A 26600-nucleotide genomic window follows, 5' to 3' on the forward strand; every position below is an offset into this window, starting at 1 on the left:
AACCATGTTCGATGTTGCGATTATTGGCTGCGGCCCTGTGGGCGCGCTGGCTGCGAACCTGCTCGGCCGCGAGGGGCTCAATGTGGTGGTTCTGGAAAAGGAACTCACCCACTATCCCCTGCCGCGCGCGGTGCATCTCGACCACGAGATGATGCGCCTGTTCCAATCGGCGGGCGTGCTCGAACGCGTGCTGCCCGATATGGTGGATACCGATGGGCATCTCCATGTCGGCGCCTCGGCTCAGGCGATCCGTTATATGGGCACGGTGGGCATGGCCCGTCCGTTCGGCTGGTCGAATGACTGGTTCTTCTATCAGCCCGAGCTGGAAGAGCATCTGCGCGCCGGTTTTGCCGAATTGGCGAATGTGGATTTCCGGATCGGCGCGGAATTCTCCTCGCTCGATCAATCCGACGGCCCGGTGCGCATCACCTACCTTCAGGACGGCGCCGAGCATCAGGTTGCCGCCCGCTGGGCGATCGCCTGCGACGGTTCGCGCAGCCCGGTGCGCAAAGCGCTGGGCATCAAGCTCGACGATCTGGACTTCGAGGAACCATGGCTGGTGGTCGATGCCGAAGTCGATGGTCCTGTGCGTTTCCCCGACATTGCGGGCGTGCCGGAACAGGCCGATCTGCAACGCCTTTCGGTGATGATGTGCGATCCCAAGCGTCCCGCCACCATCGTTCCGGGGCGCGGCAACCATCGCCGCTGGGAATTGATGCTGTTGCCCGATGAAGACGATGCCGCGATGATGGCGCCCGCAAAGGTGGCCGAACTGCTGGCCCCCTATATCGGCCATGTGCCGCACAAGATCGTGCGCTCGGCCACCTATCGCTTCCACGGCCTCGTCGCGGAAAGCTGGCAGGAAGGGAATGTTTTCCTTGCCGGTGATGCCGCGCATCAGACCCCGCCCTTCTTTGGTCAGGGCATGTGCCATGGTTGCCGCGATGTGGCCAATCTGGCGTGGAAAATGGCGGCGATCATCAAGGATCACGCCTCGCCCGAAATTCTCTGCACCTATCAGCCCGAGCGCGATCCCCATGTGCGCGGCGTGATCGGCGCGGCGGTGAATGTGGGCCGCTATATCTGCGAACTTGATCCCGTAAAGGCCGCCGCGCGCGATGCCGAAATGATTGCCCGAGCCGAAGCGCAGAAGGGCAGCCGCGAAACCGCCCATGACCTGATCCCGGCGATTTCGACCGGCATCATCCATCGCGGCAGCGCGGGGGCAGGCGAACGCTTCATCCAGCCGGTACTGACGGACGGGCGCAAGCTCGATGATCTGACTGGCGGTGGCTGGCGCCTGTTCACTCTGGCTGATGCGGCGGCTCTGCCCGATGGCGGCGCGGTGTCGGCATGGCTGGCGGCGCGGGGCGCAGAAGCGGTGATGATCCGCCCCGACCACTACGTATTTGGTACGGGTAGCGCCGAAGAATTGCGCAAAGCCTATGCGGCGCAAATGGGCCTCTCGCTGGAGACTGCTGCATGATCACGCTGGCTCAGGCCCAAACCATCCTCAGCGCCGGGTTTGCCCATGCGCGCGCCCAATCGGCCAAGCCTCTGGCGATGGTCGTGCTGGACGCGGGCGGCCACCCGGTTGCCATGGCGCGCGAGGATGGGGCCACCTTTTTCCGCGCCGATATTGCCCGCGCCAAGGCTTATGGCGCGCTGGGCATGGGCGCGGACACCAGCGTGCTGGCCGAACGCGCCAAGGGGAACCCGACCTTCTTTGGCGGCGTCGTCACCACGGTGGGCGGCGATCTGGTGTTTTCGCCGGGCGGCGTGCTGGTGCGCGTTGACGGCGTAGTGGTCGGCGCGGTGGGCGTGTCGGGCGACACGGGCGAGATGGATGCTGAATGCGCCAGCGCAGGCATCACGGCCGCCGGTTTTTGAAAGGATCAAGGACGATGATGAAACTTCGCAGCATCGAACTGGCCCTGCCCAAGGCGGCGGACGCGCATAGCTGGATGATCGACATCTGGGGCTGCGCGGATGGCGGGCGTATCGGTGATACGTTCTATCTGCGCGGGTCGGGCACCTATCCCTATCTGATGGCGATTGCCGAGAGCGCGGATAATTTCGTGCGCTCGACCACCTTCGTCTGCTCGCCCGAGCGTCTGGCGCAGGTGGCTTTGGCGGCCACCAAGCGCGGCCTCAACGCCGCGCCCTGCGTGTCGAGCGATCCGGGCGGCGGCCATGGCATCGTGGTCGAACTGGCCGAGGGCGAATTGCTGCGCTTTCTGGTGGACGCCGCCGAAGTCGCGCCCATCGAAGGGCACGCGAAGGCCACCCGCCGCGTGATGCCGGTCAAGCTCACCCATGTCGTGTTCAACGCGGCGGATGCCGAGGCCAGCGGCGATATCGTCGAGGAAGTCCTCGGTTTTCGCGTGTCCGACCGTACCAAGGGCATGGTCTTTGTCCGCTGCAACGAGGCGCATCATTCGACCGCCTTTGCCCGCGCTGGGTTCTCCAGCCTCAACCATGTGGCGTTTGAAATGGAAGACCTTGATGCCGTCATGCGCGGCATCGGCAGCATGCGCGATCATGGCTTTGCCCCGGCATGGGGTCCGGGCCGTCATGGGCCGGGCGACAATGTCTATGCCTATTACATCGCGCCCTTTGGCCCGGTGATCGAATATTCCACCGCCGTCGAAAAGGTGGGCGAGGATTATCAGGCGGGCGAGCCCGACGACTGGACCTGGCCCGAAAAGCGGATCGACCAGTGGGGCGTGTCGGACAAGGATTTTGCCGGTCTGCGCGTGGCCGAGGAAGCGTTCCGTTTCCGCCGGGAATGGCAGCCTGCCCCCATCAACGAACTTACTGGAGCGTAAACCCCCATGCGTTATGTGTCTTTCACCCGCCCCGACGGCAAGGCCAGCTTTGGCCGCCTTGAGGGCGAAACCGTGTTCGATCTGGGCGGCACCTATGCCGGCCTGAAGGCAGCGATTGCCGCCGACGCCCTCGCCTCGCTTGCCGATGGCGAGGCTTTCGCGCTGGACGCCGTCAAGCTGCTGCCCGTCATTCCTGACCCGGAAAAGATCCTCTGCGTTGGCCTGAATTATGCCAGCCATGTGGCCGAAACGGGCCGGGAGCAGAAAGAGCATCCCGCGATCTTCACTCGCTATGCCGACAGCCTGATTGCGCAGGGCGAGCCCATGGTCCGCCCGCCCGAAAGCGTGCGTTTCGATTATGAAGGCGAACTGGCTATCGTCATCGGCAAGAAGGGCCGCCGCATCGCGCCCGAAAACGCATGGGATCACATCGCGGGCTATGCGCCTTTCAACGATGGCTCGATCCGCGATTGGCAGCGCCACAATATCCAGTTCACCCCCGGCAAGACCTGGCCCGGCACCGGCGGCTTTGGCCCCGCGATGGTCACGCCGGACGAGATCACCGACCTTGGCGCCCAGCGCGTCCAGACCCGCCTCAACGGTGAACTGGTGCAGGATCAGCCGATCAGCGACATGATCTGGGATATTCCCACGATCATCGCCTATTGCTCGACCTTTACCGACCTGAACCCCGGCGATGTCATCGCCACCGGCACGCCGGGCGGGGTGGGCGATAAGCGCCAGCCCGCGCTCTATATGAAGGCGGGCGATGTGGTCGAAATCTCGGTCGGCGTCATCGGCACGCTGACCAACCCGGTCATCGACGAAATCTGAAACACACACATTCCGGCACCGGCGGGACAAGAATCCCGCCGGGCCACATTAGGGAGACTATGATGAGCAAGATCCATCACCTGCTGGCCGGCGCCGCCTTGATCGGCACGATCGCGGCCAGCCCCGCCATGGCCGAAGAGGCCGCCGCCCCCGCAGCCCAATCTCTCGCCCCCGGCGAAATCGTCGTGACAGCCCAGCGCCGCGCCGAACGCCTTCAGGACGTGCCGCTGGCCGTTTCGGCCATCAGCGCCCAGCAGATGACCTCGGGCGGCTTCCAGAAGCTGTCCGACCTTCAGTATCAGGTCTCGGGCCTGCAATTCGGCTCCTCGCCCAACGACAGCGGCTATCGCCTGCGCGGCGTGGGCACGGCGGGCGGGTTCTCCTCGGCCTCGGAACAGAATGTCGGCACGGTGGTCGACAATGTCATCATCCCCTTCGGCAACCCGGTCAACAGCCTGGGCGATCTGGAGCGCGTCGAAGTGCTGAAGGGTCCGCAGGGCACCCAGTTCGGCAAGAACGCCTCCTCGGGCGTGGTCAACATCACCACCGCCAAGCCCAAGTTCGACCGCGTTTCGGGCAAGGTTTTCGCCTCCTACGGCTCGCTCAACGAAATCAACACCAATGCCCAGTTGAACCTGCCCACCAGCGAAAACTCTGCCGTGGGCCTCTACGGCTTCTATCGCAAGAATGACGGCTTTCTCTATAACGCCACGCTGAAAAAGTATTGGGGCGATGAAGCCAGCTATGGTGGCCGCGCCAAGTTCTTCTATCAGCCCTCGGACGATTTCAGCGTCTATGTGATCGGCGATTACAGCCGCACCAGCACGCGCAGCCCCGGCCAGCTCTGGACGATCAGCTCCCTGCCCAGCTTTGCCAACCCGCTGATGGCGGCCCGCTTCGGCAATCTGACGTCGCTTGGCATCACGCCGGGCTTCAACAACACGCAAAGTGCGGAAAACACCGACGGCTGGACGAGCGAGCGCAATTACGGCGCCAGCGTCGAGATCAACAAGAAGTTGGGCGCGATGAACCTGACTTCGATCACCGCCTATCGCGGCTTCATTCAGGGCGCCGCGCAATTCGGCATCGACGGCTCCAGCGTCACCGTGTTTCAGGCCCAGCCCACCGCACAGCACCAGTCGTTCCTGAGCCAGGAAATCCGCCTGACCAGCGCGTCGGGCAGCAAGCTGGAATATACCACCGGCGTCTATGGTTCGCGACGCAAGACCGGCAATCCGGGCGATTACAACCGCGCCCAATTGCTGCCCGCCAACCCGTTCAGCGCGTTTATCGTCAACATCTCGGCGGGCCAGGCCAACACCCAGACCCGTTCGGACTCGCTGGCGGCCTTTATCGACGGCAAGTATCATGTGACCGAGCATGTCTCGCTGCTGGGCGGTTTCCGCTATCAGTATGACTGGGTGAACGCCTCGTTCCAATCGATCATCGATCCGGCCTATGCGCCCGGAACAGTTGTCAATGGCATATTCGTCACCCCCTATACCCCGGTTGCGCTGAAAACCGGCGCCAACGCCAAGGGCGGCTGGTCGGGCAAGGCGGGCGCTGAATATAAGGTCGACCGCGACCTGATGTTCTTTGGCACCATCGCGCGTGGTTATCTCGGGCCGACGGTGGCCTTCTCGGGCCTGTCGGGCACGGCCTCCAGCGTCAAGCCCCAGACGGTGCGCGACATCACCATCGGTTTCAAATCGCAATTGTTCAACCGCGCCGTCACCTTCAACGCCAGCGCGTTCTTTGACAAGTACAACAACCTGCAGACCAGCGTGTTCAACGGGGTGGAATTCCTGACCGAAAGCGCCGGTGGCTTTGAAGCCAAGGGTTTCGAGTTTGACGCCCGCTGGCGCGTCAGCCCCGAATTCAGCCTGAATGGCGGCCTGACCTATTCGGACACAAAGTTCACCGATTATGTCACCGCCTGCCCTGCTGTGCTCAAGGCGGGCCTCACCTGCTATACTCAGAACGGCACTGCGCTGTTGCAGGCCGCCGGTGAACCGCTCTCGGGCGCTCCCAAGGTGTCCTTCACCTTTGGCGCGGACATCAAGCTGCCGATCAACGAACGTCTGGCCTTCGACTGGTCCAGCAACGTCTATTATCGCAGCAAGGTGCAGTATGACGTGGGCAACGCTCTGTCCTATCAGCCGGGCTATTACACCATCGGTCTGAACACCGGCATCGGCGCGCCCGATGGCGGATGGCGCGTGGGCCTGTTCGTGCGCAACCTGCTCGATCAGCGCTTCCACGCCTCGGTCATCGGCCTGCCCTTTGCGGATGCGGGCGGCGAGGTGAACTGGCTGACCCGCGAAGGACGCCGCACCATCGGCGTCAGCGCAACGGCCAAGTTCTGATAGAACGCGCATGGGCGGCGGGGCATCACGCCTTGCCGCCCATTTTGCATGAGGTATTGCCATGAACACCATCCGCCAATCCATTGCCGCCATGGGTCAGGGCCTGGGCCCCGATGTGCTGGAGGCCTGCCGCCAATTGTTCGGGGCCGAGCAGCAAGCGCTGGCCGATGCCGTGCCGGCGGCCGCGCGCGATCTGGCCTATGGGCCTCATGAAAGGCACCGGCTGGATCTTTACGGCGCGGCGGAAGACGTTTTGAAGCCGGTTCTGCTGTTCGTCCATGGCGGCGGCTTCGTGCTGGGCGACAAGGGCGATACAAGTTGGCCCAATGCCGCCGTTGGGCGCATGGCGGCGCGGCGCGGCTGGATCGGCGCGGTGATGAACTATCGCCTCGCCCCCGACCATCTCTGGCCTGCGGGCAGCGAGGATGTGGCCGCCGCCGTTGATTATCTGCGTGGGGCTGTGGCCGAACATGGCGGCGATCCCGAACGGATCGTGGTCATGGGCACCTCGGCGGGCGCGGTCCATGTCAGCGGCTTTCTGCGTCTGCGCCCCGATCATGGCGATCTGGTGCGCGGGGCGGTGCTGCTTTCGGGCCTCTATGGCTGCACCCCGCTCGATCCCAAGGACACGCGCTATTACGGCACGGGCGATTATGCCGCGATGGCGCCGTGGGATGCGGTGGTGGAAACCCAATTGCCGCTGCTGGTGGCCTGCGCCCAGCATGATCCGGCGCGGTTTCAGGCCGAATTCCTTGGCCTGATGCAGGCTCGCCTGGCCGGCCATGGCACGATGCCGCGCGCGGTCCTGTTGCCGGGCCACAATCATTACACGATGGCGATGCACCTTGGCACCAGCGACACGCGTCTTGAGGAAGAAATCGCTGCATTTCTGGAGGATATTCTGTGATTGATCGCCGTTCTCTGCTGGCGGGCGCCGCCGTTCTGGCCGCCAGCCCGGCCTTTGCCGCCGAGCCCAAGCCGCTTGATCCGGCCTTTCCCAAAGGCTTCCTGTGGGGCGCTGCCACCGCCGGGCATCAGGTCGAGGGCAACAACACCAATTCGGACCAGTGGTTGCTGGAAAATGTCACGCCCACGATCACCGGCGCACCTTCGGGCGATGCGGTCAACAGTTTCGAAATGTGGCGCGAGGATCTCGATCTGGCGCAATCCATTGGCCTGAACGCCTATCGCTTCAGCCTGGAATGGGCGCGGATCGAGCCGGAGCCGGGCATGTTCTCGCAGGCGATGCTCAACCATTACAAGGCGATCATTGACGGTTGCCGCGCGCGCGGTCTGGCTCCGGTGGTGACGTTCAACCATTACACCACCCCGCGCTGGTTCGCCGCGCAAGGCGGGTGGACTCATGCGCAGGCGCCCGAACTCTTTGCCAAATTCTGCGACCGGGCGATGCGTCATATGGGCGCCGGGATCGCGGTGGCGCTGACGCTCAACGAGCCCAATCTGGCCCGCCTGCTGCCTTTGGTGATGCCGCCGCAATTCCTTGACGGGCTGCGGGCCAATCTGGCCGCTGCCGCGCGCGCCGCCAATGTCCCGCGCTTCATGGTGGCCAACACCGTCCCGCCCGAGGATGTGCCCGCCGTCACCGCCGGGATGATCCGGGGCCACCGTCTGGCCCGCGCCGCGATCAAGGCGATCCGCCCCGATCTGCCGGTCGGCTTCAGCTTTGCCATGGCCGACGATCAGGCCGCGACCAGGGATTCGATGCGCGACGCCATGCGCCAGAAGCTCTACGGCGACTGGCTGGAAGTGGCGCGCGAGGATGATTTCGTGGCGATCCAGAATTACGAACGCATCCTGTGGGGCCCCAAGGGCCGCCTGCCCGCGCCCGAAGGCGCCTTGCGCAATTTCCGGGGCGCGGAGGTCTATCCGCCCTCGCTGGCGGGGGCGGTGCGTTATGCGCATGAGGCGACCGGCAAGCCGGTGATCATCACCGAACATGGCGTGGGCACCGAGGACGACGCCCTGCGCGCCCGCCTGATCCGGGAGGCCCTGCCGCCGCTGCGTCAGGTGATGGCCGATGGCGTGCCGGTCCTGGGCTATATCCACTGGACGCTGATGGACAATTACGAATGGGGCGCGGGGGTTGGCCATGGCGCCTTTGGCCTCGCCTCGGTCGATCCCGTCACTTTTGCGCGCAAGGCCAAGCCGAGCGCGGGCGTGCTGGGCGCAATTGCAAAGGCAAACTCGCTGTAACCCATCGGGGGATGGTTGCAGACGGGAGGCGCGGGGGTCGGGGGGCCCCCGCGTCTTTTTTATGGGAGGCGCCTTTTCTGCATCAATTGCCCACGGGTTTATTTGGAATTAGAATTCTACTAAAGCGATCTTTGTTGACGAAAGTGACACAAACCGGAAAAGAACCGTGTCATGACCAAGGATGTTGCCCTCTCCACCGCCCTGCGCGCGCCCGTTCAGGGCCGATCCAAGGCCTCGTATGAACGCATGTTGGCCGCAGCCGAGGCGCTGATGGCGGCGGCGGGCTCGGATGAATTTACCCTGCAGGAGGTGAGCAAGAAGGGCAAAGTTTCGATTGGGTCGATTTACAATCGATTTGAAAGCAAGGACGCCCTGCTCCACGCCGTGCAGTTGCGCGTGCTGGAACGAGTCGACAAACAGATGGGCGCGATGCTGGACGAGGCGCGCAATGGCGCCAGCACGCTCGACCAACTGGTGGTGGCGCTGACCCGCGCGGTGGGCGAAACGCTCAAGGAAAACGCCGATATCATGCGCCCGTTGATGCTGCGCGCGACCAATGATCCGCTGGTGGCAGCCACGGGCAAGGCGTCCTTTGTTACCACGGCCAATGCGGTCAAGGGGGCGCTGCTGCTGCATTCGGCGGAGATGAAACAGCCCGATCCGCTGCGCGCGGTCGATTCGGCCTTTCGCATCCTTTACGCCACGATTGCCCGCTATCTCGGCTTTGGCTCGGCCACGACGGCGGCGTGGGAAGGCGATTGGGATGTGCTGATGCAGGACCTGTCGCGCATGATCGCGGCCTTTCTGGTCACGCCTCCCGGTTTTTGACGGGCAGCTTGACAGCCATCCCCATCCGGCGATATTTCAGAACCATCATTCTGATTTAGATCGGGAGGCGGCCCCTTGCGCCCTCCCGACCCGCTGGGAGAGGCATCTTGCAACAATTGCGGCACAAGCAGCCGACGGCGACTCGGCGCGAATTTCTGGCCGGGGCGGCGATCTTTGCACTGGCCACCGGCCTGCCGGTTCCGGCCATGGCCGCAGCGCCCTCGCCCCGCATCGCACTCCTGCTCAAAACCGTGGCGCAGATCGTGATCCCGCGCAGCGATACGCCCGGCGCAGGCGATGTCGGCGTCGGGGCCTTCCTCTCGCTGGCCTTCGCGCATGGGATGGAAGGGGCGCAGGGCTATGACCTGTGGCTGGATCAGGAATTGAACCGCCGCGCGGGCCGCGATTTCCTCGCCCTGCCCCCGGCGCAGCGGGTGAAAATCCTGGGCCAGCTCGACGCCGAAGCCTTTCCCGCCGGGCCTCCTCCGGCCGTGCCCAGCCCATGGGTGGCGATCAAGGCGCTGATCCTGACCGGCTATTACACCAGCGAGGCAGGAGCATCGAAGGAATTGCAATATAACCTTATTCCGGGCCGGTGGGATGCCGACATCCCCCTGAAGCCCGGCGCGCGCGCCTATTCCAGCGATTGGACGGCGGTGGAGTTCGGATGATGGAATACGAATTTGATGCGATCGTGGTGGGCTCCGGCATCACCGGCGGCTGGGCGGCCAAGGAATTGACCGAGGCGGGCTTGAAAGTGCTGATGATCGAGCGCGGGCGCGAGATCGTCCATGGCGATTACCCGCGCGAAATGAAGGCCCCGTGGGAACTGCCCTTTCGCGGGCGGGGCGATACGCAGCGCTATAAGCGCGATCATGCGGTCCAGATGCTCAACCGCCATTTCACCGAATGGACTGAGGATCACTTCGTCAATGACCGCGAAAACCCTTATGAATTGGGGGCGGACAGCGCCTTCACATGGTTCCGCTCGTATCAGCTTGGCGGCAAATCGCTGACCTGGGGGCGGCAGTGCTATCGCTGGTCGGACTATGATTTCGGGGCCAATGCGCGCGATGGGATGGGGACGGACTGGCCTATCCGCTATGCCGACATCGCGCCGTGGTATGACAAGGTGGAGCGTTTCATCGGGGTTTCGGGCGCGGCTGAAGGTCTTGCCGCCCTGCCCGATGGCCAGTTTCAGCCGCCCTTTGCGCTGAACGCCGTGGAAAAATCAGTGCGCGAGAAAGTCTCCGCACAGTGGCCCGACCGCCGTCTGACGATCGGGCGCACCGCCAATCTGACGCAAGCCAAGGAGGAGGAAGGCCGCGCGCCTTGCCAATCGCGCGACATCTGCAACCGGGGCTGTTCGTTCGGCGCCTATTTCTCGACGCAATCCTCCACCCTGCCCGCCGCAACCAAGACGGGGCGGTTGACGGTGATCACCGATGCGCAGGTGGAGAAGGTGGATTATGATCCGGCAACGCGGCGCGTGACCGGCGTGCGCTGGGTCAACACCAAGACGCGCGAGCGCAAGAGCGCCACCGCGCGGATCGTATTCCTCAATGCGGGCGCGTTCAATTCGGTCCATCTGATGATCAATTCGGCCAATGAGGCAATGCCCGGCGGGCTGGCCAACAGCAGCGGCGTCTTGGGCACGCATATCATGGATCATGCCAATACTTTGTCGGCCGTGGCACTGATGCCGGGGTTTGAGGGGCGCACCAGTTTCGGCAACCGGCCCACGGGCGTGGTCATCCCGCGCTTTCGCAATCTGGACAAGGCCGATGGCGATGGCTTCACGCGCGGCTATTCGTTTCAGGGCGGCGCGCTGCAATCGGGCTGGGGGCGCGGCAAGAAGCAGGCGGGGATCGGCGCGGATTTCAAACGCGATCTGCGCGGGCCCGGTGCGTGGCGGATGGTGCTGGTCGCCTTTGCCGAGAGCCTGCCGCGCGCATCCAACCGGCTGACACTGTCAAAGCAGGTCGATCCGCTGGGGGTGCCTCAGCTTGAAATCCATTTCGCCCATGGCGCGGGGGAACTGGCCGCTCTGGCCGATGCCAAGCGTGAGGCCGGGGCGATGCTGACGGCGGCCGGCGGACAGGTGCTGTTTGGCATGGACCGGCCCGGTCCCGGCGGCACGGCGATCCACGAAATGGGCGGCGCGCGCATGGGCCATGACCCGAAAACCAGCGTGCTGAACAAATGGAGTCAGGCCCATGATGTGGCCAATCTGTTTGTCACCGATGGCGCGCAAATGGCCTCATCGGCCTGCCAGAACCCCTCGCTGACCTATATGGCGCTGACCGCGCGGGCGGTCGATCATGCGGTGGGGCTGATCAAGGCGGGCGCCATTTAAAGCGCCCGCCCCGCCATCAGAACGGTTCGTTGAGCCGCGAAAGCGCGCCTTCGAGGATCTTGGCATGTTCGCGCGGGTCGCCATGCGCCAGTTGCAGGCGACCCACCGAGACGGAACTGTCGATCACGTCCTTGCAGCGCGGATAGCGGCGTTCCTGATAGGCCAGCAGCCCGTCCGCAACGCTGCCTGCCCGCGCCAGTTCCTCGGCCAGCACGATGCCGCTTTCCACCGCCATGCCCGCGCCCGAGGCCAGATGGGGCGTTGTGGCATGGACAGCATCGCCCAGCAGCACGATGCGCCCATTGTGCCACGGCTTGGGCTGAAGCACGGCGGCCAGGGGGCGATAGTTGATCCAGTCGGACCGCGTCATATTGTCGCGGATCCACCCCGCATTGCCGCCGAAATCTGCCAGCAGGCGCTTCAATTCATTGAACAGTTCCTCCTCATCCATGAAGCTTTCGCGCTCCACATGAGGGGTCAGCATCCACATATAGACCTGATCCGGCGCGCAGGCCGTGATGCCGCAGGGATTGGCGTGGCCAAGGTAGAACTCGCCATATTCAAGGCCGGGCGGCTTGCGGATCGAGATGCGCCAGCAGCCCTGCCCGGTGGGCTGCGCCGGGCCCATGTGCGGGAAGGACAGCTCGCGCACGCCCGAAAACACGCTGTCCGACCCCACGACCAGATCGTAATGGCCGGTTGAACCATCCGAAAAAGTCACATCCACGCCGCCATCGACATTGACCAGCGAGGATACCGTCAGCCCCAGACGCACCGGGATCTCCAACTCGCGCACCCGCCCCTGCATAATCCGATGCAGCACCGGGCGCATGATGCCCCCGGTGGCGGGCAGGCCTTCCTCGATGACCGGCTCTTCCAGATCGTGCAGATGCGTGCCGTCATATTTGAAAAGGCGCGTTTTTGTGGTGATGGCCCCCTGGGCTTTGATCTGCTCCAGCAGGCCAAGCCGACGATAGGCGCGCAAGGTTGGCCCGGTGATCGTGATCCCCGCCCCATAGACGCGCCATTCCGGGTCCAGATCGATCAGATCAACCTTAACGCCCCGCTCCGACAGCGCGATAGCGGCAGCCATGCCGCCAATCCCGCCGCCCACGATCAGCGCCTCATGGACGCTGCTGATGTTCTCCCGTTCCATGGTGCTGAAATTAGAGCGCGCGCGCCAACAGGCAAATTCGAACCATGGATGGATGCCTATTGATACAATCGGTGTGAGCTTGGAGCGCCCACGCGCTAGTCAAGAATGCAAGACGTGTGCAGCGCGTCAGGGATGAGAATAAAGGGGAGGATTATGAGGACTTTTGTCAACCATGCCGCGTGCCTGTCGGCCACGGTTTCGGCTTCGGTGCTGGCCATGGCGACCGCGATGCCGGCAATGGCGCAGCAGGCGCCCGCCCGCAGCGGCGGCAATGACACCGCCGAAATCATCGTGACCGCGCAGAAGCGCCCGGAAAAGCTTCAGGAAATCCCTGTCGCCGCCGCCGTGCTGTCGCAGGCCGCGGTTGCCGCCGCGCATGTGGTGGACCTGTCCGACATCAACCGCGTGGTGCCTTCGGTGGAATTGAAGGGCACGTTCAACGGCCGCGTTCCCTATGGTATTCGCGGCATTTCGACCAATGCCAACGAAGGCGCGATCGGCCTGACCTCGGGCGTGTCGATCCAGGTCGACGGCGTGCCCGTTCCCGCCGACAGCTTTGCCGTCAACACGATCACCGACGTGGCGCAGCTTGAAGTGCTGAAAGGTCCGCAGGCAACGCTGGGCGGGCGCACGGCCTCGGCGGGTGTCATCAACTTCGTGACCGTTGCGCCCAGCACCACGCCGCAATATGCGGTCAACGCGCTGACCACCAATGATGGCGAATGGCATATTGACGGGCGCGCTTCTGGCCCGATCAGCGAAAAGGTCAGCTATAGCCTGACCGGCTATTATCAGCGCACGCCCTATCCGATCACCAACGTAACCACGGGCGTGAAAAGCCGCGCGGAAAGCTATGGCACGCGCGCCAAGCTGAAATTCGAGCTGAGCGACAATCTCGACCTGCAGGTGATGGGCCACTATGCGCTGTCCAAGTCGAAGGGCGCCAATTTCACTGTGCAATACTGGACACCAGGCTCGTTCTTCTTTGCCCCGCCGGTGGGTCTGGACGCGGCCACGATGTATCCGGGCTATACGATCGGCTATGGCAACACCAAGCTGTCCACCCATACCACGATGGTCTCGCGCTATGAGGACAAGGACACTTCGGCGGTCATCAACTGGCGCCTTGGCGATCTGACGCTGACCTCGACCACCGCCTACAGCCACGAGGGCCAGTATCAGACGCAGGACGTGTTCCTGGGCAATGATCCCGACTGGGCGCTGAAATTCGCCACCTTCCTCAACGGGATCGGCGCGCTGCCCTCGGCGCTGGTGCTGCCTTTCAACAATATTCAGTCGGCGCAGGGCTATGTCAGCCAGACCACGCAGGAGTTCAAGCTGGCCACCGATGCGAAAAAGCCGGTGTCCGCGCTGGTCGGCCTGTTCTATTCGGACATGACCGTCAACCAGTATGGTCTGCGCAGCTGGTCGCTCAACCCGATTGCCAAGACCAATATCTCGACCACCAAGAACTACTCGATCTATGGCCGCGCCACCGCCCATGTGAACGACAAGCTGACCTTCGTGGGCGGCCTGCGCTATAACTGGGACAAGATCGGCTGGAACGTCACGCAATATTTCAACCCGGCGGCGGGCCAGTATGGCAGCGGCGGCTTTGGCCAGGGCGGCTATACGTGGAACTTCTCGGACAGCTCGGGTGCGCTGGTGGGCGATGCGGCGATTCAGTTCAAGCCGACCCGCGACATCATGACCTATGCCTCCTATACGCGCGGCTATAAGCCCAAGGCGTTCAACACGGTCCATGACTGGTCGATCGCGCCGGGCAACACCACCACGGCCGGCCTTGCCGAAATCGCCACCTTTGGCAAAGCGGTGGCGCAGGAGCATATCGACAGCTTTGAAGTGGGCCTGAAATCGACGCTGCTCGACCGTCACCTGACCTTCAATCTGGCCGCCTTCTACACCAATTACAGCGGCTATCAGGCGCAGATCTTCGACACGTCGAAGCTGGTCGGCGTGCTGATCCTGGCCAATGCCGGAGCGCGGACGCAGGGCATCGAAGCCGACCTGAACTATGTGAAGGGCAACACGCGGGCCAGCCTGTCGGCGGCGCTGATCGATGCCAAGTTCACCAATTTCAAGGGCGCGGTTTGCTGGCCCACCCAGACCACCGCGCAAGGGTGCGATGCCAGCGGCGCGCAGGATCTGTCGGGCAAGCCGATGCCCGCCAGCCCCAAACTGAAAATCAACGCCCAGATCGCCCAGACGATCCCGTTTGAAAAGTTCAACCTGATCGCGGGCACCAACCTGTCCTATCGGTCGGGCACCTATCTTCAGGCCAACCAGAACCCGCAGACCTTCCAGAAGGCTTTCGGCCTGATGGACCTGAGCCTTGGGTTCCAGACCAAGGACGAGAAGGCCACGCTGACCTTCTTCGTCAACAATGTGACCGACAAGTTCTATCTGACCAATGCCGAGGACTTCTTTGCCGGGGCCACCACCGGCAACCACGTGATCGGCCAGCCCGCGCGTGATTCCAGCCGCTACTTTGGCGCGCGCGTGGGGATCAATTTCTGATCCCCCGGATCGCATGATGGCATGAACGGGCCGCAGCGGCGCAGACCGGCGCCGCTGCGGTTTCGGTCGTTTGGGAGAATGGGCGATGGATTACACATTGCATCAGGATGATCAGGGCACGCATATCGACTGGGCCCTGCCCGGCGTCAGCGCGCATCAGATCGACTGGTTCTGGTCGAACATGGAAAAGGGCTTCATCCTGTGGCACCCGGAACAGCATGAGCCGCTGAGCTGGCCCATTCCCCCGCGCCATGGCAACCCTTTGGGTGCGGTGCATAATGCGCCCCAGACATGGGATGACGGGCGGCGGCAAAATCTGTTCATCCGTTTCGAGCGGATCGAGGATGTGCCCGAAGCCCTGCGTGAACGCATCCGCCTTGATCACGTCATTATCGTGGCCGGTCTGGGCTTTGACGAGGCCGATATCCACACCGATCAGGTGCTGGGCTATCGGTTGCACCAATGGCAGGATGACGGCGCGGGCGGAGTGATCGGATCATCCACCGCCATCGGCCTGCGCAAGCCCGAAACCCATGCCGACGGACGCATCTGGGCCGCCCATGCGGCCACGGAAATCGGCAATTGGGCGGTGTTCCTGCCCGATCTTTACCGGCTGTACCAGGTCGTCACCGATACGCGCCGCAATCCCTTTACCAGCCTTAGCGTGACGGGGCGCGGCCTCGATGCATGCTATCAACATATCGTGGAGCCAGTCTGATGCCAGTTATCGTCACCGGAGCCGGGGGTTTTGTCGGCCGCCAGATCGTGTCGCGCCTGTTGGCGCAGGGCCGCGAGGTGGTGGCCATGGATACGGTCGCGGGGGGGATTCCCGATGGCGCGCGCATCGTTGCGGGCGATCTGGGCGATGCGGATGTGCGGGCCCAGGCGCTGTCGGGCGGGGTTTCCTCGGTGATCCATCTGGCCACGGTGCCGGGCGGCGCGGCCGAGGCCGATCCGACCGCCTCGCGCCGGATCAACATTGACGCCATGTATGACCTGTTGCTGGAGGCCAGCGCGGCGGGCAACAAACCCCGCTTCGTCTATGCCAGCTCGATTGCGGTCTATGGCGATCCGCTGCCCGCTTTTGTCGACGATGCAACGCCCCTCAGCCCCAAGATGATCTATGGCGCGCATAAGGCGATGATGGAACATGCCGTGGCGATGTTCGCCAATCGCGGCATGATCGAGGGCGTAACGGTGCGCCTGCCCGGCATTCTGGCGCGGCCCAAGGGGCCGAGCGGCATGAAGAGCGCCTTTATGTCGAACCTGTTCCATGCTCTGAAAGCGGGCGAGGAGTTTACCTGCCCCGTCTCGGCGGGCGGCACGATCTGGGCGCAGTCGGTGGCGCGCTGCGCGGATAATTTCATCCATGCGCTCTTGCTCGACACCGCGCTCCTGCCCCCCACCTATGTCGTCACCCTGCCCGCTCAGCGGATCACGATGGGCGATCTGGCCGGGGAAATCGCGGCTCAATGCGGCGTCTCGGCCGATCTGGTCCGCTATGAACCCGATGCGGCGCTCGAAGTGGCTTTTGCGGCACAACCGCCCTTGTCTACGCCGGCCGCACAGAAGGCAGGCTTTGCGCATGACGGCGATCTTGCTACTCTGGTTTCCAGCGCGCTCAAGACGCTGGATTAAGGAGAGAGAGATGCGGTTCCAGCGACTGGACCTCAACCTGCTGGTGGCATTGGACGTGCTGCTGGCGGAAAAGAGCGTGAGCCTTGCGGCCGACCGGCTGTGCCTGTCGCAATCGGCCACGTCTTCGGCGCTGGGCCGTCTGCGCGATTATTTCGGCGACGAACTGCTGGTGGTCAAAGGCCGCTCAATGGTGCTGACCGCGCGGGCCGAGGAATTGATCGAGCCGGTGCGCGCGGTGCTGGACCAGATCCGCTCCACCATCGCCATCGCGCCCGAATTCGATCCGGCCACCTGCGACCGCCAGATCCGCTTTATGGCCTCGGATTATTCGACGCAGGTGCTGCTGGCGGGAGCGCTGGCGATGATCGAGGCCGAGGCGCCCAATATGCGCTTTGAAATCCAGCCGATGGGCGACAGCCCGATCGACACGCTGGAGCGCGGCCAGATCGACCTGCTCCTCACCATCGACTATGCGATCAGCTCGGACCACCCCAGCCAGGTGTTGTTCGAAGACGATTATGTCGTGGTGGGCGATGTCGCCAATCCGGCGATGGAGGGCGAGATGACGCGCGAGAAATATTTCGCGCTGGGCCATGTCACCGCGCGTTTCGGCAAAAGCCGGACGCCGGCCTTCGACGACTGGTTCGTGCGCCGCCAGAAAACCCAGCGCCGGATCGAGGTGGTCGCCCCCACGTTCCTGTCGCAAACCTCGCTGGTGGTGGGGACCAAACGGATCGCCACGATGCACCGCCGCCTTGCCTCGCAAATGGTCAAGGTCCTGCCGCTGACGCTGCGCGAGGTGCCGTTTGATATTCCGCCGATCCGCGAGGCGATCCAATGGCATATCACCAACAACAATGACCGCGCGCTGCGCTGGGTGGTCGAGCGTTTGGCGGCCATGGCGCAGGAGGACAAGGGCGACATTACCAATGTCGTGCCGATTGCCGAGGCCAAGCGCGACGAGATCGCCGTACAGTTTCAGCATAACCACCCCAATATGCGGGGCGAAAAGGGCTAAGAGTCTTCGCGCGCGTCAAAACCGGCGCGCGCGATACGGATCGCTTCGGACTGGGCATTGACCCAGTCGATCAAATGCCGCGCCTGAACCGACAATTCGCGCCCCAGCGGGGTCAGCGTATAGGACACGCGCGGCGGCACATGATCGGTGGCGGTGCGCAGCACAAAGCCGTCCCGTTCCAGACTGCGCAGTTTGAGCGTCAGCACACGCTGTGAAATCGCCTGTTCGGACGAGAGCCGCACCAGCGCGCGTTTCAAATCGGCATGGCGCCATTCCCCCATCGCCAGCACGATCAGCACCAGCATCGACCAACGATCCCCAAGCCGCGCCATGACCTCGCGCACGGGGGCCTCGCGGTCATGGCCATAGCGCGCCATTTCCTCCGCCAATGTCGCCATGCCGCGTTCCAGATCATCGGGTAATGCCAAAATCCCCACCCTGTGCTGGGCACAAAAAAGTGCCTTCTTCCGCTTTGTCGCCCGCTGAGTAACACCAGTTTGCAGCAAGACAAACAAGAGGGAGAAGTAGCCCATGGCCCATGATGCCATCAGGCTGGACGGCAAGGTCGCCATCATCACCGGCGGCGCGGGTGGGATCGGCGCGGCAACGGCGCAATTGATGACCCTGCGCGGGGCCAAGGTCGCCATTGCCGACATCGCCTTTGAACGCGCGCAAGCCCTGGCCGCCGACATTCCCGACGCTTTGCCCATCCATCTCGATCTGGAGGATGAGGCCAGCATCGAGGCGATGGTGGCCCAGACGCTCGCGCATTTCGGGCGGCTGGATATTCTGCACAACAATGCGGCCCTGCTGGGGCCGGATATTGCGCAACAGGATGGCGATATCGAACATATGGCCACCGCCCTTTGGGATCGGACCTATCGCGTCAATGTGCGCGGCACGATGATCGCCTGCCGCGCCGCTTTGCCGCATCTGCGCGAAACAAAAGGCAATATCGTCAACACGGTCAGTTCTCTGGCCTTGCAAGGCCATATCATTCAGGCGGCCTATAGTTCGTCCAAGGCCGCGATCATCCAGATGACCCGCGCCATCGCCGCCAGCCATGGCCGCGCCGGTGTGCGGTGCAACGCCGTGGCGCCGGGCATGACCATGACGCCCGCACTGAAAGAGGCCTTCCCCCCCGCCCTGCGTCAGGTGGTCGAGGATGAAACCCTGCGCGACCAACTGGGCGATCCGCAGGATATTGCCGAGGCGGTAGCGTTCCTCGCCAGCGACGCGGCGCGCAACATCACCGGGCATACGGTGGAATGCGATGGCGGCGGCACGTCACACGTCCCCGGCCTTGGCGGCTTTCGCAGCTTTTTTGAAGGACACGCATCATGAGCCAATATGACATCGTCGTGATGGGCGGCGGCCATAATGGCCTGACCGCGGCGGCCTATATGGCCAAGGCGGGCAAGAAGGTGCTGGTGTTGGAGCGCAAGCCCCATTTCGGTGGCGGCGTTTCCACGCGCGAGCTGATCCAGCCGGGATACTGGCATGATGAGCATTCCAACGTGCATATCATGATCCAGGGCAACCCGATGCTGCGTGAGGACGAGCTGGGGCTGCTGTCGAAATTCGGGCTGGAATATATCTATCCCGACCTGCCCCATGCCTCGATCTGGGAAGATGGCACGATTGTGCGGTCGTGGAAGGATCTGGACCGCACCTGCGAGGAAATCGCGCAATTCAGCCCGCGCGATGCCGAGGCCTATCGCAAATTCGCCCGCGCCAGCATGGAGGCGCTGCCGATGTTCATGGGCGGGCTTTATGCGCCGCCCTTCCCCATGGGCGCCTTCGTGGCAATGATGGACCAGTCCGACGAGGGCCGCTTCCTGCTCGATGTGATGAGCCGCAGCGCGCTGGATGTGGTCGAGCAATATTTCGAGAGCGATCTCTTGAAGCTGCATATCGTGCGCATGGTGACCGAAAACCTGCAAATGCCCGATGAACTGGGCACCGGCATGGGCGCGTTCCTGATGCCGGGGATCATCCATACCTATGGCTGCTCGATGCCCAAGGGCGGTTCGGGGCAATTGTCCAAGGCGCTGGTCCGCGCTATCGAGCATTTCGGCGGCGAGGTGCGCTGCGGGGCCGAAGTGTCGCGCGTGATCGTCAGCGGCGGCAAGGCCACCGGGCTTGAACTGACCACGGGCGAGGTGTTCAGCGCCAAGGATGGCGTGATCGGCGCGATCCATCCCCATGTGTTGCGCAAATTCGTGGGCGAAACGCCAGAGCCCGTGTTGCAGCGCGCCGAGCGCGTCACGCAGTCCACCTTCTCGATCAACCTGATGCACTTGACGCTGAAGGAGAGGCTGAAGCTCAAGGTCGGCAATGAAACCAACGCGATGATGACCGAGCTGATGGATTTCTACACCATCCGCGACATGCTGCTCGAATATGACAAGCTGCGCCGGGGCGAAGTCAGCCACCGCCTGATCGCGGGCGGTGACAACACGATCTTTGACCCCAGCCGTGCGCCGGAGGGCGCGGGCGTGTTCTATGGGGTGAACTTTGCGCCCTATAACCTGTACCCCGATGGGCCCGGATCGTGGGACACGCGCAAGGAGGAATTTGCCGACCGCGCGCTGGAGCAATATCGCAAGTTCTATTCAAACCTGAGTGATGACAACATCACCGGCCGCCTGATCCGCTCGCCCATCGACCATGAACGCGACAGCCCGGCCAGCTTTATCAAGGGCGACATCCATGGCTGTGCGCCCTTCATGTATCAATCGGTGGCCCACCGCCCCACGCCCGATCTGGGCAGCTTCCGCGTGCCGGGGATTGATGGCCTCTATCTGGTCGGCCCCTTCATGCATCCGGGCGGCGGGGTGTTCGGCGCCGGGCGCGCCACGGCGATCCAGATGATGGACGACATGGACATTGACTATGACAAGGTGTGCGGGGGGCCTATCTGATGGCTGAGAAAAAAGCGCCTTCGATGAAGGTTTTGGACGCCAGCAACAAGGAACTGATGGCCGTGCGCCGGATCGAGCGCGACGGCAATGATCTGGTCATCCGCGGCAAGATCTTTGGCGCGATGCCGATGGTGGCCAAACTGACGCCGGAGCAGGCGCGCGCGGGTTTAAAGCTGCTGGATGCCAAAACCATCTGGTTTCTGATTACCCTGCTGTTCCGCAAGTAAAACCAGAGACAATTCGATTTCATCAATAGACCAATCCCATTCAATCCATGAAACCGGATTGAGCCAGATCAAGAAACCCACGCCCCTCGCGCATCATCCTTGCCCTCACAACGCAAAGGGAGATGCGCGAGATGGCGATCACAGGCATAAGGCGGCTGGTGTTTCTGGTGGAGGATCTGTCCACCACCAGCCGGTTCTTCACCGATTACGGGCTGCGGCCCATCGAAGCGGACGCCACCAGCGCCCGCTTTGAAACGATGAATGGCGCGCAGGTGCGCCTGCTGCTGCGCGGCCATGGCGATCTGCCCAAGGGCGGCGCGCAGACCGGCATCGGCGTCCACGAATGCATCTGGAGCGTGGACAGCGCCGAGGCCATGGCGCGCCTGACGGCCGACCTGTCGCGCGATCACGAACTGAGCGTCGATGCCGAGGGCATCACCCATTTCATCACCCCCTTTGGCCAGGCCATCGGCCTTCAGGTCTGGCAGCCCCGCGCCGTCCATGGCGCCCCCAGCCCCAGCAACACGCCCGGCCATGTCGGCCGCCTCAATCAACCGCGCAAATGGCTGGCCCGCGCGGTGCCAAAGCGCATTCACCACACCGTCTGGACCTTTCCCGATGTGCAGGAGGCGCTGGACTATTACCGCGACCGTCTGGGCTTTCGCCTGACCGATGTGCAGAAGGGCTTTGGCGTCTATATGCGCGCCGACGGGGCCTATGAGCATCACAACATCTTTCTGGCCAATGCCCATGCGCCCATGCCCGGTTTCGACGGCACGCTCAAATTCCACCACGCCAATTTCGAATGCGAGGACATTGACGAGATCATGGTGGGCAAGAACCACCTCGACCGTCTGGGCTACAGCTTTGAGGGCGGGTGGGGCCTTGGCCGCCACCGGCTGACCAGCGCGGCGTTTCTTTACCTCGCCGTGCCCGAACTGGGCGGCGACATGGAATATGGCGCCGATTGCGATTGCGTGGACGACAGCTGGAAGGTGCGCGTGTGGGACGGCGCCTTTGGCACGCTGATCTATATGCACGACCTGCCCCATTGGTTGCAGGAAGAGCCGGTCTGGGACGTGGCCTATGCGCGCGATGACCAGCTTCGCTATCTGCCCGCCGATCCGAAACCCGTCCTTGCCGAAGCGGCTGAATAAGGGAGAGAGAACATGACGATTTGCATCATCGGCGGCGGGGTTGCCGGATTGGCTCTGGCCATCGGCCTGCATCAGCGCGGCATCGCATGCGAGGTCGTGGAGCGCGACAAGGACTGGAAAGTCTATCACGTCGGCATCATCGTGCAGGCCAATTTCGTGCGCGCCTTGAACGCGCTGGGCGTGGGCGATGCGGCGGTGGCGGCGGGCTATGCCTATCGCGGGGCGCGGTTCGTGGATGTGAATGGCAACACGATTGCCGAATTGCCCGGCGATACGGCGGTTGACGGCCTGCCCTCCGACCTTGGCCTGACGCGGCCCGCGCTGCACAAGGTCTTGACCGACAAGGTGAAGGAACTGGGTATTCCGGTGCGCCTTGGCGTCACCTTCACCACGATGGAGGATTATGGCGACCATGTGGAGCTGGGCTTTTCCGATGGCACCTCCGGTTCGTATGATCTGGTGGTGGGCGCGGATGGCAATTATTCGGCGGTGCGCAAGGCGATCTTTCCCGATGCCGCCCCGAAATTCACCGGCCAAGGCGTGTGGCGCTATAATGTGCCCCGCCCCGAGGGCCTCGAATGGAGCGACATTTACATCGGGAACGGCCACAATGGCTTTAACGGCAAGGCCGGCTATTGCCCGCTGACGCCCGATGAGATGTACATCTTTGCCGTGGTCGAGGAAAAGGGCAACCCGCGCTTTGCCCCCGAAACTTTGGCCGATGAAATGCGCGCACGCCTTGCCGGTTACGGCGGTATTCTGGGCGAGGCAGCCAAGGCGATCACTGATCCGGCGCTGGTGGTCTATCGCCCGCTGGAGGCCTGCATCATGCCCGATCCGTGGCATAAGGGCCGCGTGGTACTGATTGGGGACGCGGCCCATTCGGCCACGCCCCATCTGGGGCAAGGCGCGGCCATGGCGGTCGAAGACGCGGTGGTGCTGGCGCAGGAACTTGGGCGCGGCGATATTCCGGCGGCCCTGCGCGCCTTTATGGAGCGGCGGTTTGAACGGGCCAAGCTGGTGGGCACTTTCTCGATCCAGTTGGGCGAATGGGAAATGCACCCCGAAAGCGCGGGCGATCCGGTGGAGGTGACCGACCGTATCCGCAAGAAGCTGGCCGAGCCTGTCTGATCGAAGGCCGGTTTAACGAAACCGATAGCACCGATCCGATGCAATGCGTTTCTCCCCAAGGTTACGCCCCATCATAAGGGCGCAAACTTTGGGGAGATTTGTATGAGCATCTTGGGCGTTGAATCCGTCCTGTTCGGCGTCGATGATCTGGCGCAGAACGCCAGGTTCTGGACCGATTTCGGCCTGCCGGTGGAGAGCATCACCGAAAACGAGGCCGTGTTCCGCCTTGCCTCGGGCAGCCGGGTGATCCTGTTGCCCCATGGCGATGCGCGCCTGCCCAGCCCCGATACCTTCCCCGGCAATGGGGTCAAGGAAACGGTCTGGGGCGTGGATACGGCGGAAAACCTTGAAAAGATCGCCGCCAGTCTGGCCGGCGAAGTGGCGATAACACGCGACGCGGACGGCACCGTTCATTGCGTCTGCCCCGATGGCCAGCCCATCGCCATCCGCGTCTGGGCCAAGCGGGCGTTCAAATCCGAAGCCAGCCCGGTCAACACGCCTGCCTCCTATCCGCGTTTCAACCAGCACCGAATCTGGCGCCACAAGGCGATCCCCAAGACGATCAACCATGTAGTGTTCTTTTCGCCCGATTATGTCGGCTCGTTTGAATTCTACGAGCGCCATCTGGGCTTTCGCTATATCGACCATTCACGCGGCGTTGGCATCTTTTCGCGCGCGGGCGGCACGTTCGAGCATCACTCGATCTTCTGGGTGAACTGCGACCTGCCCTTTGCGCCGGACAATTTCAAATTCATGCATATCGCCTTTGGCATGGACGATATTGACGAAGTCATGCTGGGCGCGAACCTGATGGTCGAAAAGGGCTGGAAGAACGAGAGCATGAATTCCTCGGGCGGTATCTCGCGCCATCGCATCTCGTCGGCCATCTATTATTACTGCGACATTCCCGGCAAGGGCGGCGAGGCCGAATATCACGCCGACACCGACTATCTGGACGACAATTGGGTGCCGCGCGCGTGGGATTTCCGCTTCGGCTCGCTGCTCTGGGCCAACAATGCGCCGCCGATTTTCCGCGGGCCCGACATTCCCTGGGACATGCAGTTCGACGCGGATCGGAAGAGCTTTGAACCCTATCGCAAGGTTAAACCCGGCAAGCAGGCGGTGGAAGGAGCTTTGGCCGAAATCACCGAAGATGACGAGCATGCGATTTAAGAAGTGAAGGGTTGATGCGAGGGACTCGTCCCTCGCGCTCCCGTTACTGTCTTTGTCGCGCATAGGGTTCGGCGTTTTGTGTCGAACGCGACGTTAGAATTTGCAAAGCCTGTGGCGCCAACGAGATGACCTCAGCGCGCCGCAGGCTTTCCCAAACGAAAAAAGCGCCCCGCTTTCAACGAGACGCTTTCATTAACGGGATTGCAAAGGGCCCCCGCCCTTTGCCCGCCGGAGGCAAACCTTACTTAACCCCCGCCTCCCCGATCACCGTCTCCACATGCACCACCTTGGGCGGCTCAACGAAAAACGGCCCGGCCAGCGCGCGCCACTTGGCAAAATTGTCGGTGCTGCGGAAATCGACATTATGCGCCTCAACCGATGTCCAGCCGACGAGCAGATGATAGACACCCGGTTCCTCGACCACGCGTTGCAGGGCAAAGCCGGTGCAACCCGGATCGGCGCGGAAATGCGGTTCGGCCTGGGCCACGGCGGCTTCGAAATCCTCGGCGCGGGCCGGATCGATGGTGATGCGGGCGATTTCAAAGACCATCAGTTCGGCTCCTCGACAAATTCGATCAGGTTGCCCGCACAGTCGCGGATGAAACAGCCTTTACCAAAGGCTTCACGCACGACAAAGGCAATATCGACCTGCTTTTCCTCCATTTCGTTCAGGAACTCTTCCAGATCGGCCACGCGAAAGGCCACATGTTTGTTGCCATGGGTGCGCAAGTCGGCGGGCGGATGACGGCGATCCTCGGGCAGAGCGGCAGCGCCCTCCACCTCGAAAATCTCGAAACGCAGCGGGCCTTTGCAGAGCATGGCAGTGCGGCTTTTGGCGGCCTCGATATAAAACCGCTTTTCCACTTCAAAGCCCAGCGCGCGACCGTACCAGTCAATCGCCTCCTGCAACGAGGGCACCGAAACGCCCGCGTGGTGGAAGGAGAATTGCGCCATCATCCCATCTCCGCAAAGGTGGCCGCGCACCAGTCGGCGATATAATCGCGCATCCCGGTGCCATTGTCGGCGCCGCAATGCTCGACCTCGAAATCCTCCTTGGTGAACATGCGCAAGGTCCGCTTGGAACTGTTGACCGCCTGATCGTAGGACAGATGGGCGTTGAAGGCCGGGATCTGGCGATCATTCTCGCCATGGGTGATCAGGAAAGGCACCGTGATCTTTTCCACCTGACCGTTGAGCGTGATCTGATCGGCATAATCGAGGAAGGCGTCGCGGTCCTCCATGCCAAACACCCACAGCACATGGTCCCAGTAATGCGGCACGGGGTTTTCGCCCTCGTTGGCCACGCGCTGGCGCTGGCGCTCGCCCCAGACATGGTTGGCGCCCATCACCGCGCACAGGGCATAGCGCGGATCGTTGGCGGCGATGCGCGGCGCGTGATAGCCGCCGAAGGACAGGCCGAAGATGCCGATCTTGTCGTGGATCACATCGCTGCGCGTCAGCAGATAATCGAAAGCAGGCGACCCCCAACGCTCGGCATCATAGACGGCGGGCAGATTGCGCTTGCGGATCGCCTCGCCGGTCCCGGGCTGGTCGAGGAACAGCGTGTTCATGCCGCGCTCGAGGTTGGACAGCCCATGGCCCGCCATATTGACCTGTTCCTTCATGGAATCGAGGCCGTTGACCGAAACCAGCGTGGGGCGCGGCGTGCCCGATCCGTCATGGACGAAGATCGCGGTATAGGCCGAACCCTCATAGGGGATCTCGACCTTGTCCACATGCAGCCCGCGCAATTGCGAACCCTTGTGGTACAGTTCGAGCCCGCGATCATAGGCCGCCCAGCGCGGCGCGTAATCGCGCGCCTGCATACGCTCGGCCGCCAGATAATAGCCCGAGGCACGCAGATATTTGGTGCCCGCCGAGAGCGCATAGCCATTGGCCAGATCATCATCGGCATTCTTCGCCACCTGATCGGCCACCGCGATCCAGCTGTCGAACAAGAGCGCCGAACCGGCATCGGCCCCGGCCTTGGCGGCCTCGCGCACCGGGCGGCAGGCTTCGTCGATCTCGCCATGATTGCCGCCGCAGACCAGCGCCAGATTGGTGGCCAGATTCCACACGTAATTTCCGGGAAAGGGTTCAAACATTGGCTTATCCTTTAATCCGCAGTCCAGCCGCCATCGACGATGAGGGAGGTTCCTGTGATGAGGGCGGAGGCATCGCTGGCGAGGAAGAGGACGGGTCCCATGATATC

General features: G+C 63.0%; 26 protein-coding genes. 20 read left to right on the forward strand and 6 right to left on the reverse strand.

Going from position 1 to position 26600, the window contains the following annotated elements:
• The first annotated feature begins 4 nt into the window (after positions 1-4).
• The 10 genes from FHW96_RS23555 (at position 5) to FHW96_RS23600 (ending at position 11426) form a co-directional block, all read left to right on the forward strand.
• The gene (locus FHW96_RS23555; protein WP_172343016.1) at positions 5-1486 is read left to right on the forward strand and encodes a bifunctional 3-(3-hydroxy-phenyl)propionate/3-hydroxycinnamic acid hydroxylase; all 1482 of its coding nucleotides are present in this window, start codon (positions 5-7) and stop codon (positions 1484-1486) included.
• Entirely contained in the window at positions 1483-1890 is a 408-nt protein-coding gene (locus FHW96_RS23560; protein ID WP_172343017.1) for a heme-binding protein, read from the forward strand. Before FHW96_RS23555 ends, FHW96_RS23560 begins: the two co-directional genes overlap by 4 nt.
• Before the next feature lie 17 nt (positions 1891-1907).
• The gene (locus FHW96_RS23565; RefSeq protein ID WP_172343036.1) at positions 1908-2828 is read left to right on the forward strand and encodes a VOC family protein; all 921 of its coding nucleotides are present in this window, start codon (positions 1908-1910) and stop codon (positions 2826-2828) included.
• A 6-nt stretch (positions 2829-2834) separates the two neighbouring features.
• Complete coding sequence (locus FHW96_RS23570; protein ID WP_172343018.1) at positions 2835-3662, forward strand: fumarylacetoacetate hydrolase family protein; 828 nt, start codon at positions 2835-2837, stop codon at positions 3660-3662.
• Positions 3663-3721: 59 nt separating this feature from the next.
• Positions 3722-6028 (forward strand): TonB-dependent receptor, encoded by a 2307-nt coding sequence (locus FHW96_RS23575; protein WP_172343019.1) that lies wholly within the window; start codon positions 3722-3724, stop codon positions 6026-6028.
• Between the two features lie 61 nt (positions 6029-6089).
• On the forward strand, positions 6090-6935 hold the full coding sequence (locus FHW96_RS23580) for an alpha/beta hydrolase (protein WP_172343020.1): 846 nt from the start codon (positions 6090-6092) through the stop codon (positions 6933-6935).
• Positions 6932-8242 (forward strand): family 1 glycosylhydrolase, encoded by a 1311-nt coding sequence (locus FHW96_RS23585; protein WP_172343021.1) that lies wholly within the window; start codon positions 6932-6934, stop codon positions 8240-8242. The genes FHW96_RS23580 and FHW96_RS23585 overlap by 4 nt, the downstream gene beginning before the upstream one ends.
• Before the next feature lie 171 nt (positions 8243-8413).
• Positions 8414-9070, forward strand: a complete 657-nt coding sequence (locus FHW96_RS23590) for a TetR/AcrR family transcriptional regulator (protein WP_172343022.1) — start codon at positions 8414-8416, stop codon at positions 9068-9070.
• A 107-nt stretch (positions 9071-9177) separates the two neighbouring features.
• On the forward strand, positions 9178-9741 hold the full coding sequence (locus tag FHW96_RS23595) for a gluconate 2-dehydrogenase subunit 3 family protein (protein ID WP_253951201.1): 564 nt from the start codon (positions 9178-9180) through the stop codon (positions 9739-9741).
• The gene (locus FHW96_RS23600; protein ID WP_172343038.1) at positions 9741-11426 is read left to right on the forward strand and encodes a GMC oxidoreductase; all 1686 of its coding nucleotides are present in this window, start codon (positions 9741-9743) and stop codon (positions 11424-11426) included. The genes FHW96_RS23595 and FHW96_RS23600 overlap by 1 nt, the downstream gene beginning before the upstream one ends.
• 16 nt (positions 11427-11442) lie before the next feature.
• Here FHW96_RS23600 and FHW96_RS23605 read toward each other — a convergent pair whose 3' ends face one another.
• On the reverse strand, positions 11443-12582 hold the full coding sequence (locus FHW96_RS23605; protein ID WP_172343023.1) for an FAD-dependent monooxygenase: 1140 nt from the start codon (positions 12580-12582) through the stop codon (positions 11443-11445).
• Positions 12583-12735: 153 nt separating this feature from the next.
• On the opposite strand from FHW96_RS23605, the gene FHW96_RS23610 reads away from it, so the two are divergent.
• The 4 genes from FHW96_RS23610 to FHW96_RS23625 all read left to right on the forward strand — a co-directional run bounded on the left by FHW96_RS23610 (position 12736) and on the right by FHW96_RS23625 (position 17776).
• Positions 12736-15120, forward strand: a complete 2385-nt coding sequence (locus tag FHW96_RS23610; protein ID WP_172343024.1) for a TonB-dependent receptor — start codon at positions 12736-12738, stop codon at positions 15118-15120.
• A gap of 85 nt (positions 15121-15205) precedes the next feature.
• Complete coding sequence (locus FHW96_RS23615; RefSeq protein ID WP_172343025.1) at positions 15206-15838, forward strand: hypothetical protein; 633 nt, start codon at positions 15206-15208, stop codon at positions 15836-15838.
• Positions 15838-16758 carry an NAD-dependent epimerase/dehydratase family protein gene (locus FHW96_RS23620; RefSeq protein WP_172343026.1) on the forward strand — a complete coding sequence of 307 codons (921 nt, stop codon included), beginning with the start codon at positions 15838-15840 and terminating at the stop codon, positions 16756-16758. The genes FHW96_RS23615 and FHW96_RS23620 overlap by 1 nt, the downstream gene beginning before the upstream one ends.
• Positions 16759-16768: 10 nt before the next feature.
• The gene (locus FHW96_RS23625; protein WP_172343027.1) at positions 16769-17776 is read left to right on the forward strand and encodes a LysR family transcriptional regulator; all 1008 of its coding nucleotides are present in this window, start codon (positions 16769-16771) and stop codon (positions 17774-17776) included.
• Here FHW96_RS23625 and FHW96_RS23630 read toward each other — a convergent pair.
• Positions 17773-18204 (reverse strand): helix-turn-helix domain-containing protein, encoded by a 432-nt coding sequence (locus FHW96_RS23630; RefSeq protein ID WP_253951202.1) that lies wholly within the window; start codon positions 18202-18204, stop codon positions 17773-17775. The two genes, FHW96_RS23625 and FHW96_RS23630, sit on opposite strands and share 4 nt — an antisense overlap.
• 103 nt (positions 18205-18307) lie before the next feature.
• On the opposite strand from FHW96_RS23630, the gene FHW96_RS23635 reads away from it, so the two are divergent.
• The 6 genes from FHW96_RS23635 (at position 18308) to FHW96_RS23660 (ending at position 24388) form a co-directional block, all read left to right on the forward strand.
• On the forward strand, positions 18308-19120 hold the full coding sequence (locus tag FHW96_RS23635; RefSeq protein ID WP_172343028.1) for an SDR family NAD(P)-dependent oxidoreductase: 813 nt from the start codon (positions 18308-18310) through the stop codon (positions 19118-19120).
• Positions 19117-20700, forward strand: a complete 1584-nt coding sequence (locus FHW96_RS23640) for an NAD(P)/FAD-dependent oxidoreductase (protein ID WP_172343029.1) — start codon at positions 19117-19119, stop codon at positions 20698-20700. Before FHW96_RS23635 ends, FHW96_RS23640 begins: the two co-directional genes overlap by 4 nt.
• Positions 20700-20927: a hypothetical protein gene (locus FHW96_RS23645; RefSeq protein WP_253951203.1), complete on the forward strand. Its 228-nt coding sequence runs from the start codon at positions 20700-20702 to the stop codon at positions 20925-20927. Before FHW96_RS23640 ends, FHW96_RS23645 begins: the two co-directional genes overlap by 1 nt.
• A gap of 131 nt (positions 20928-21058) precedes the next feature.
• On the forward strand, positions 21059-22084 hold the full coding sequence (locus FHW96_RS23650; protein ID WP_172343030.1) for a VOC family protein: 1026 nt from the start codon (positions 21059-21061) through the stop codon (positions 22082-22084).
• 12 nt (positions 22085-22096) lie between these two features.
• Positions 22097-23215: an FAD-dependent monooxygenase gene (locus tag FHW96_RS23655; RefSeq protein WP_172343031.1), complete on the forward strand. Its 1119-nt coding sequence runs from the start codon at positions 22097-22099 to the stop codon at positions 23213-23215.
• 102 nt (positions 23216-23317) lie between these two features.
• On the forward strand, positions 23318-24388 hold the full coding sequence (locus tag FHW96_RS23660) for a VOC family protein (protein ID WP_172343032.1): 1071 nt from the start codon (positions 23318-23320) through the stop codon (positions 24386-24388).
• Between the two features lie 241 nt (positions 24389-24629).
• Here the strand turns inward: FHW96_RS23660 and FHW96_RS23665 are convergent, their stop codons facing one another.
• The 4 genes from FHW96_RS23665 to FHW96_RS23680 all read right to left on the reverse strand — a co-directional run.
• Positions 24630-24938, reverse strand: a complete 309-nt coding sequence (locus FHW96_RS23665) for a putative quinol monooxygenase (protein ID WP_172343033.1) — start codon at positions 24936-24938, stop codon at positions 24630-24632.
• Positions 24938-25345, reverse strand: a complete 408-nt coding sequence (locus tag FHW96_RS23670) for a VOC family protein (RefSeq protein ID WP_253951204.1) — start codon at positions 25343-25345, stop codon at positions 24938-24940. The genes FHW96_RS23665 and FHW96_RS23670 overlap by 1 nt, the downstream gene beginning before the upstream one ends.
• Positions 25342-26493, reverse strand: coding sequence for an alpha/beta hydrolase (locus FHW96_RS23675; protein ID WP_172343034.1), 1152 nt, complete (start codon positions 26491-26493; stop codon positions 25342-25344). Before FHW96_RS23675 ends, FHW96_RS23670 begins: the two co-directional genes overlap by 4 nt.
• 11 nt (positions 26494-26504) lie before the next feature.
• Positions 26505-26600: SDR family oxidoreductase (locus FHW96_RS23680; RefSeq protein WP_172342360.1), on the reverse strand; the 96-nt coding region annotated here is incomplete at its 5' end.

It is taken from the genome of Novosphingobium sp. SG751A (genome assembly GCF_013149295.1).
Lineage (GTDB): Bacteria > Pseudomonadota > Alphaproteobacteria > Sphingomonadales > Sphingomonadaceae > Novosphingobium.

Excerpts from the sequence above, each read along its gene's own strand:
- FHW96_RS23645 (WP_253951203.1), top strand. The coding sequence starts at position 20,700 with ATGGCTGAGAAAAAAGCGCCTTCGATGAAGGTTTTGGACGCCAGCAAC.
- FHW96_RS23560 (WP_172343017.1), top strand. The coding sequence starts at position 1,483 with ATGATCACGCTGGCTCAGGCCCAAACCATCCTCAGCGCCGGGTTTGCC.
- FHW96_RS23640 (WP_172343029.1), top strand. The coding sequence starts at position 19,117 with ATGAGCCAATATGACATCGTCGTGATGGGCGGCGGCCATAATGGCCTG.
- FHW96_RS23650 (WP_172343030.1), top strand. The coding sequence starts at position 21,059 with ATGGCGATCACAGGCATAAGGCGGCTGGTGTTTCTGGTGGAGGATCTG.
- FHW96_RS23655 (WP_172343031.1), top strand. The coding sequence starts at position 22,097 with ATGACGATTTGCATCATCGGCGGCGGGGTTGCCGGATTGGCTCTGGCC.
- FHW96_RS23635 (WP_172343028.1), top strand. The coding sequence starts at position 18,308 with ATGGCCCATGATGCCATCAGGCTGGACGGCAAGGTCGCCATCATCACC.
- FHW96_RS23580 (WP_172343020.1), top strand. The coding sequence starts at position 6,090 with ATGAACACCATCCGCCAATCCATTGCCGCCATGGGTCAGGGCCTGGGC.
- FHW96_RS23675 (WP_172343034.1), bottom strand. The coding sequence starts at position 26,493 with ATGTTTGAACCCTTTCCCGGAAATTACGTGTGGAATCTGGCCACCAAT.
- FHW96_RS23565 (WP_172343036.1), top strand. The coding sequence starts at position 1,908 with ATGAAACTTCGCAGCATCGAACTGGCCCTGCCCAAGGCGGCGGACGCG.
- FHW96_RS23670 (WP_253951204.1), bottom strand. The coding sequence starts at position 25,345 with ATGATGGCGCAATTCTCCTTCCACCACGCGGGCGTTTCGGTGCCCTCG.
- FHW96_RS23570 (WP_172343018.1), top strand. The coding sequence starts at position 2,835 with ATGCGTTATGTGTCTTTCACCCGCCCCGACGGCAAGGCCAGCTTTGGC.
- FHW96_RS23620 (WP_172343026.1), top strand. The coding sequence starts at position 15,838 with ATGCCAGTTATCGTCACCGGAGCCGGGGGTTTTGTCGGCCGCCAGATC.
- FHW96_RS23660 (WP_172343032.1), top strand. The coding sequence starts at position 23,318 with ATGAGCATCTTGGGCGTTGAATCCGTCCTGTTCGGCGTCGATGATCTG.
- FHW96_RS23605 (WP_172343023.1), bottom strand. The coding sequence starts at position 12,582 with ATGGAACGGGAGAACATCAGCAGCGTCCATGAGGCGCTGATCGTGGGC.
- FHW96_RS23615 (WP_172343025.1), top strand. The coding sequence starts at position 15,206 with ATGGATTACACATTGCATCAGGATGATCAGGGCACGCATATCGACTGG.
- FHW96_RS23665 (WP_172343033.1), bottom strand. The coding sequence starts at position 24,938 with ATGGTCTTTGAAATCGCCCGCATCACCATCGATCCGGCCCGCGCCGAG.
- FHW96_RS23590 (WP_172343022.1), top strand. The coding sequence starts at position 8,414 with ATGACCAAGGATGTTGCCCTCTCCACCGCCCTGCGCGCGCCCGTTCAG.
- FHW96_RS23555 (WP_172343016.1), top strand. The coding sequence starts at position 5 with ATGTTCGATGTTGCGATTATTGGCTGCGGCCCTGTGGGCGCGCTGGCT.
- FHW96_RS23575 (WP_172343019.1), top strand. The coding sequence starts at position 3,722 with ATGATGAGCAAGATCCATCACCTGCTGGCCGGCGCCGCCTTGATCGGC.
- FHW96_RS23610 (WP_172343024.1), top strand. The coding sequence starts at position 12,736 with ATGAGGACTTTTGTCAACCATGCCGCGTGCCTGTCGGCCACGGTTTCG.
- FHW96_RS23600 (WP_172343038.1), top strand. The coding sequence starts at position 9,741 with ATGGAATACGAATTTGATGCGATCGTGGTGGGCTCCGGCATCACCGGC.
- FHW96_RS23625 (WP_172343027.1), top strand. The coding sequence starts at position 16,769 with ATGCGGTTCCAGCGACTGGACCTCAACCTGCTGGTGGCATTGGACGTG.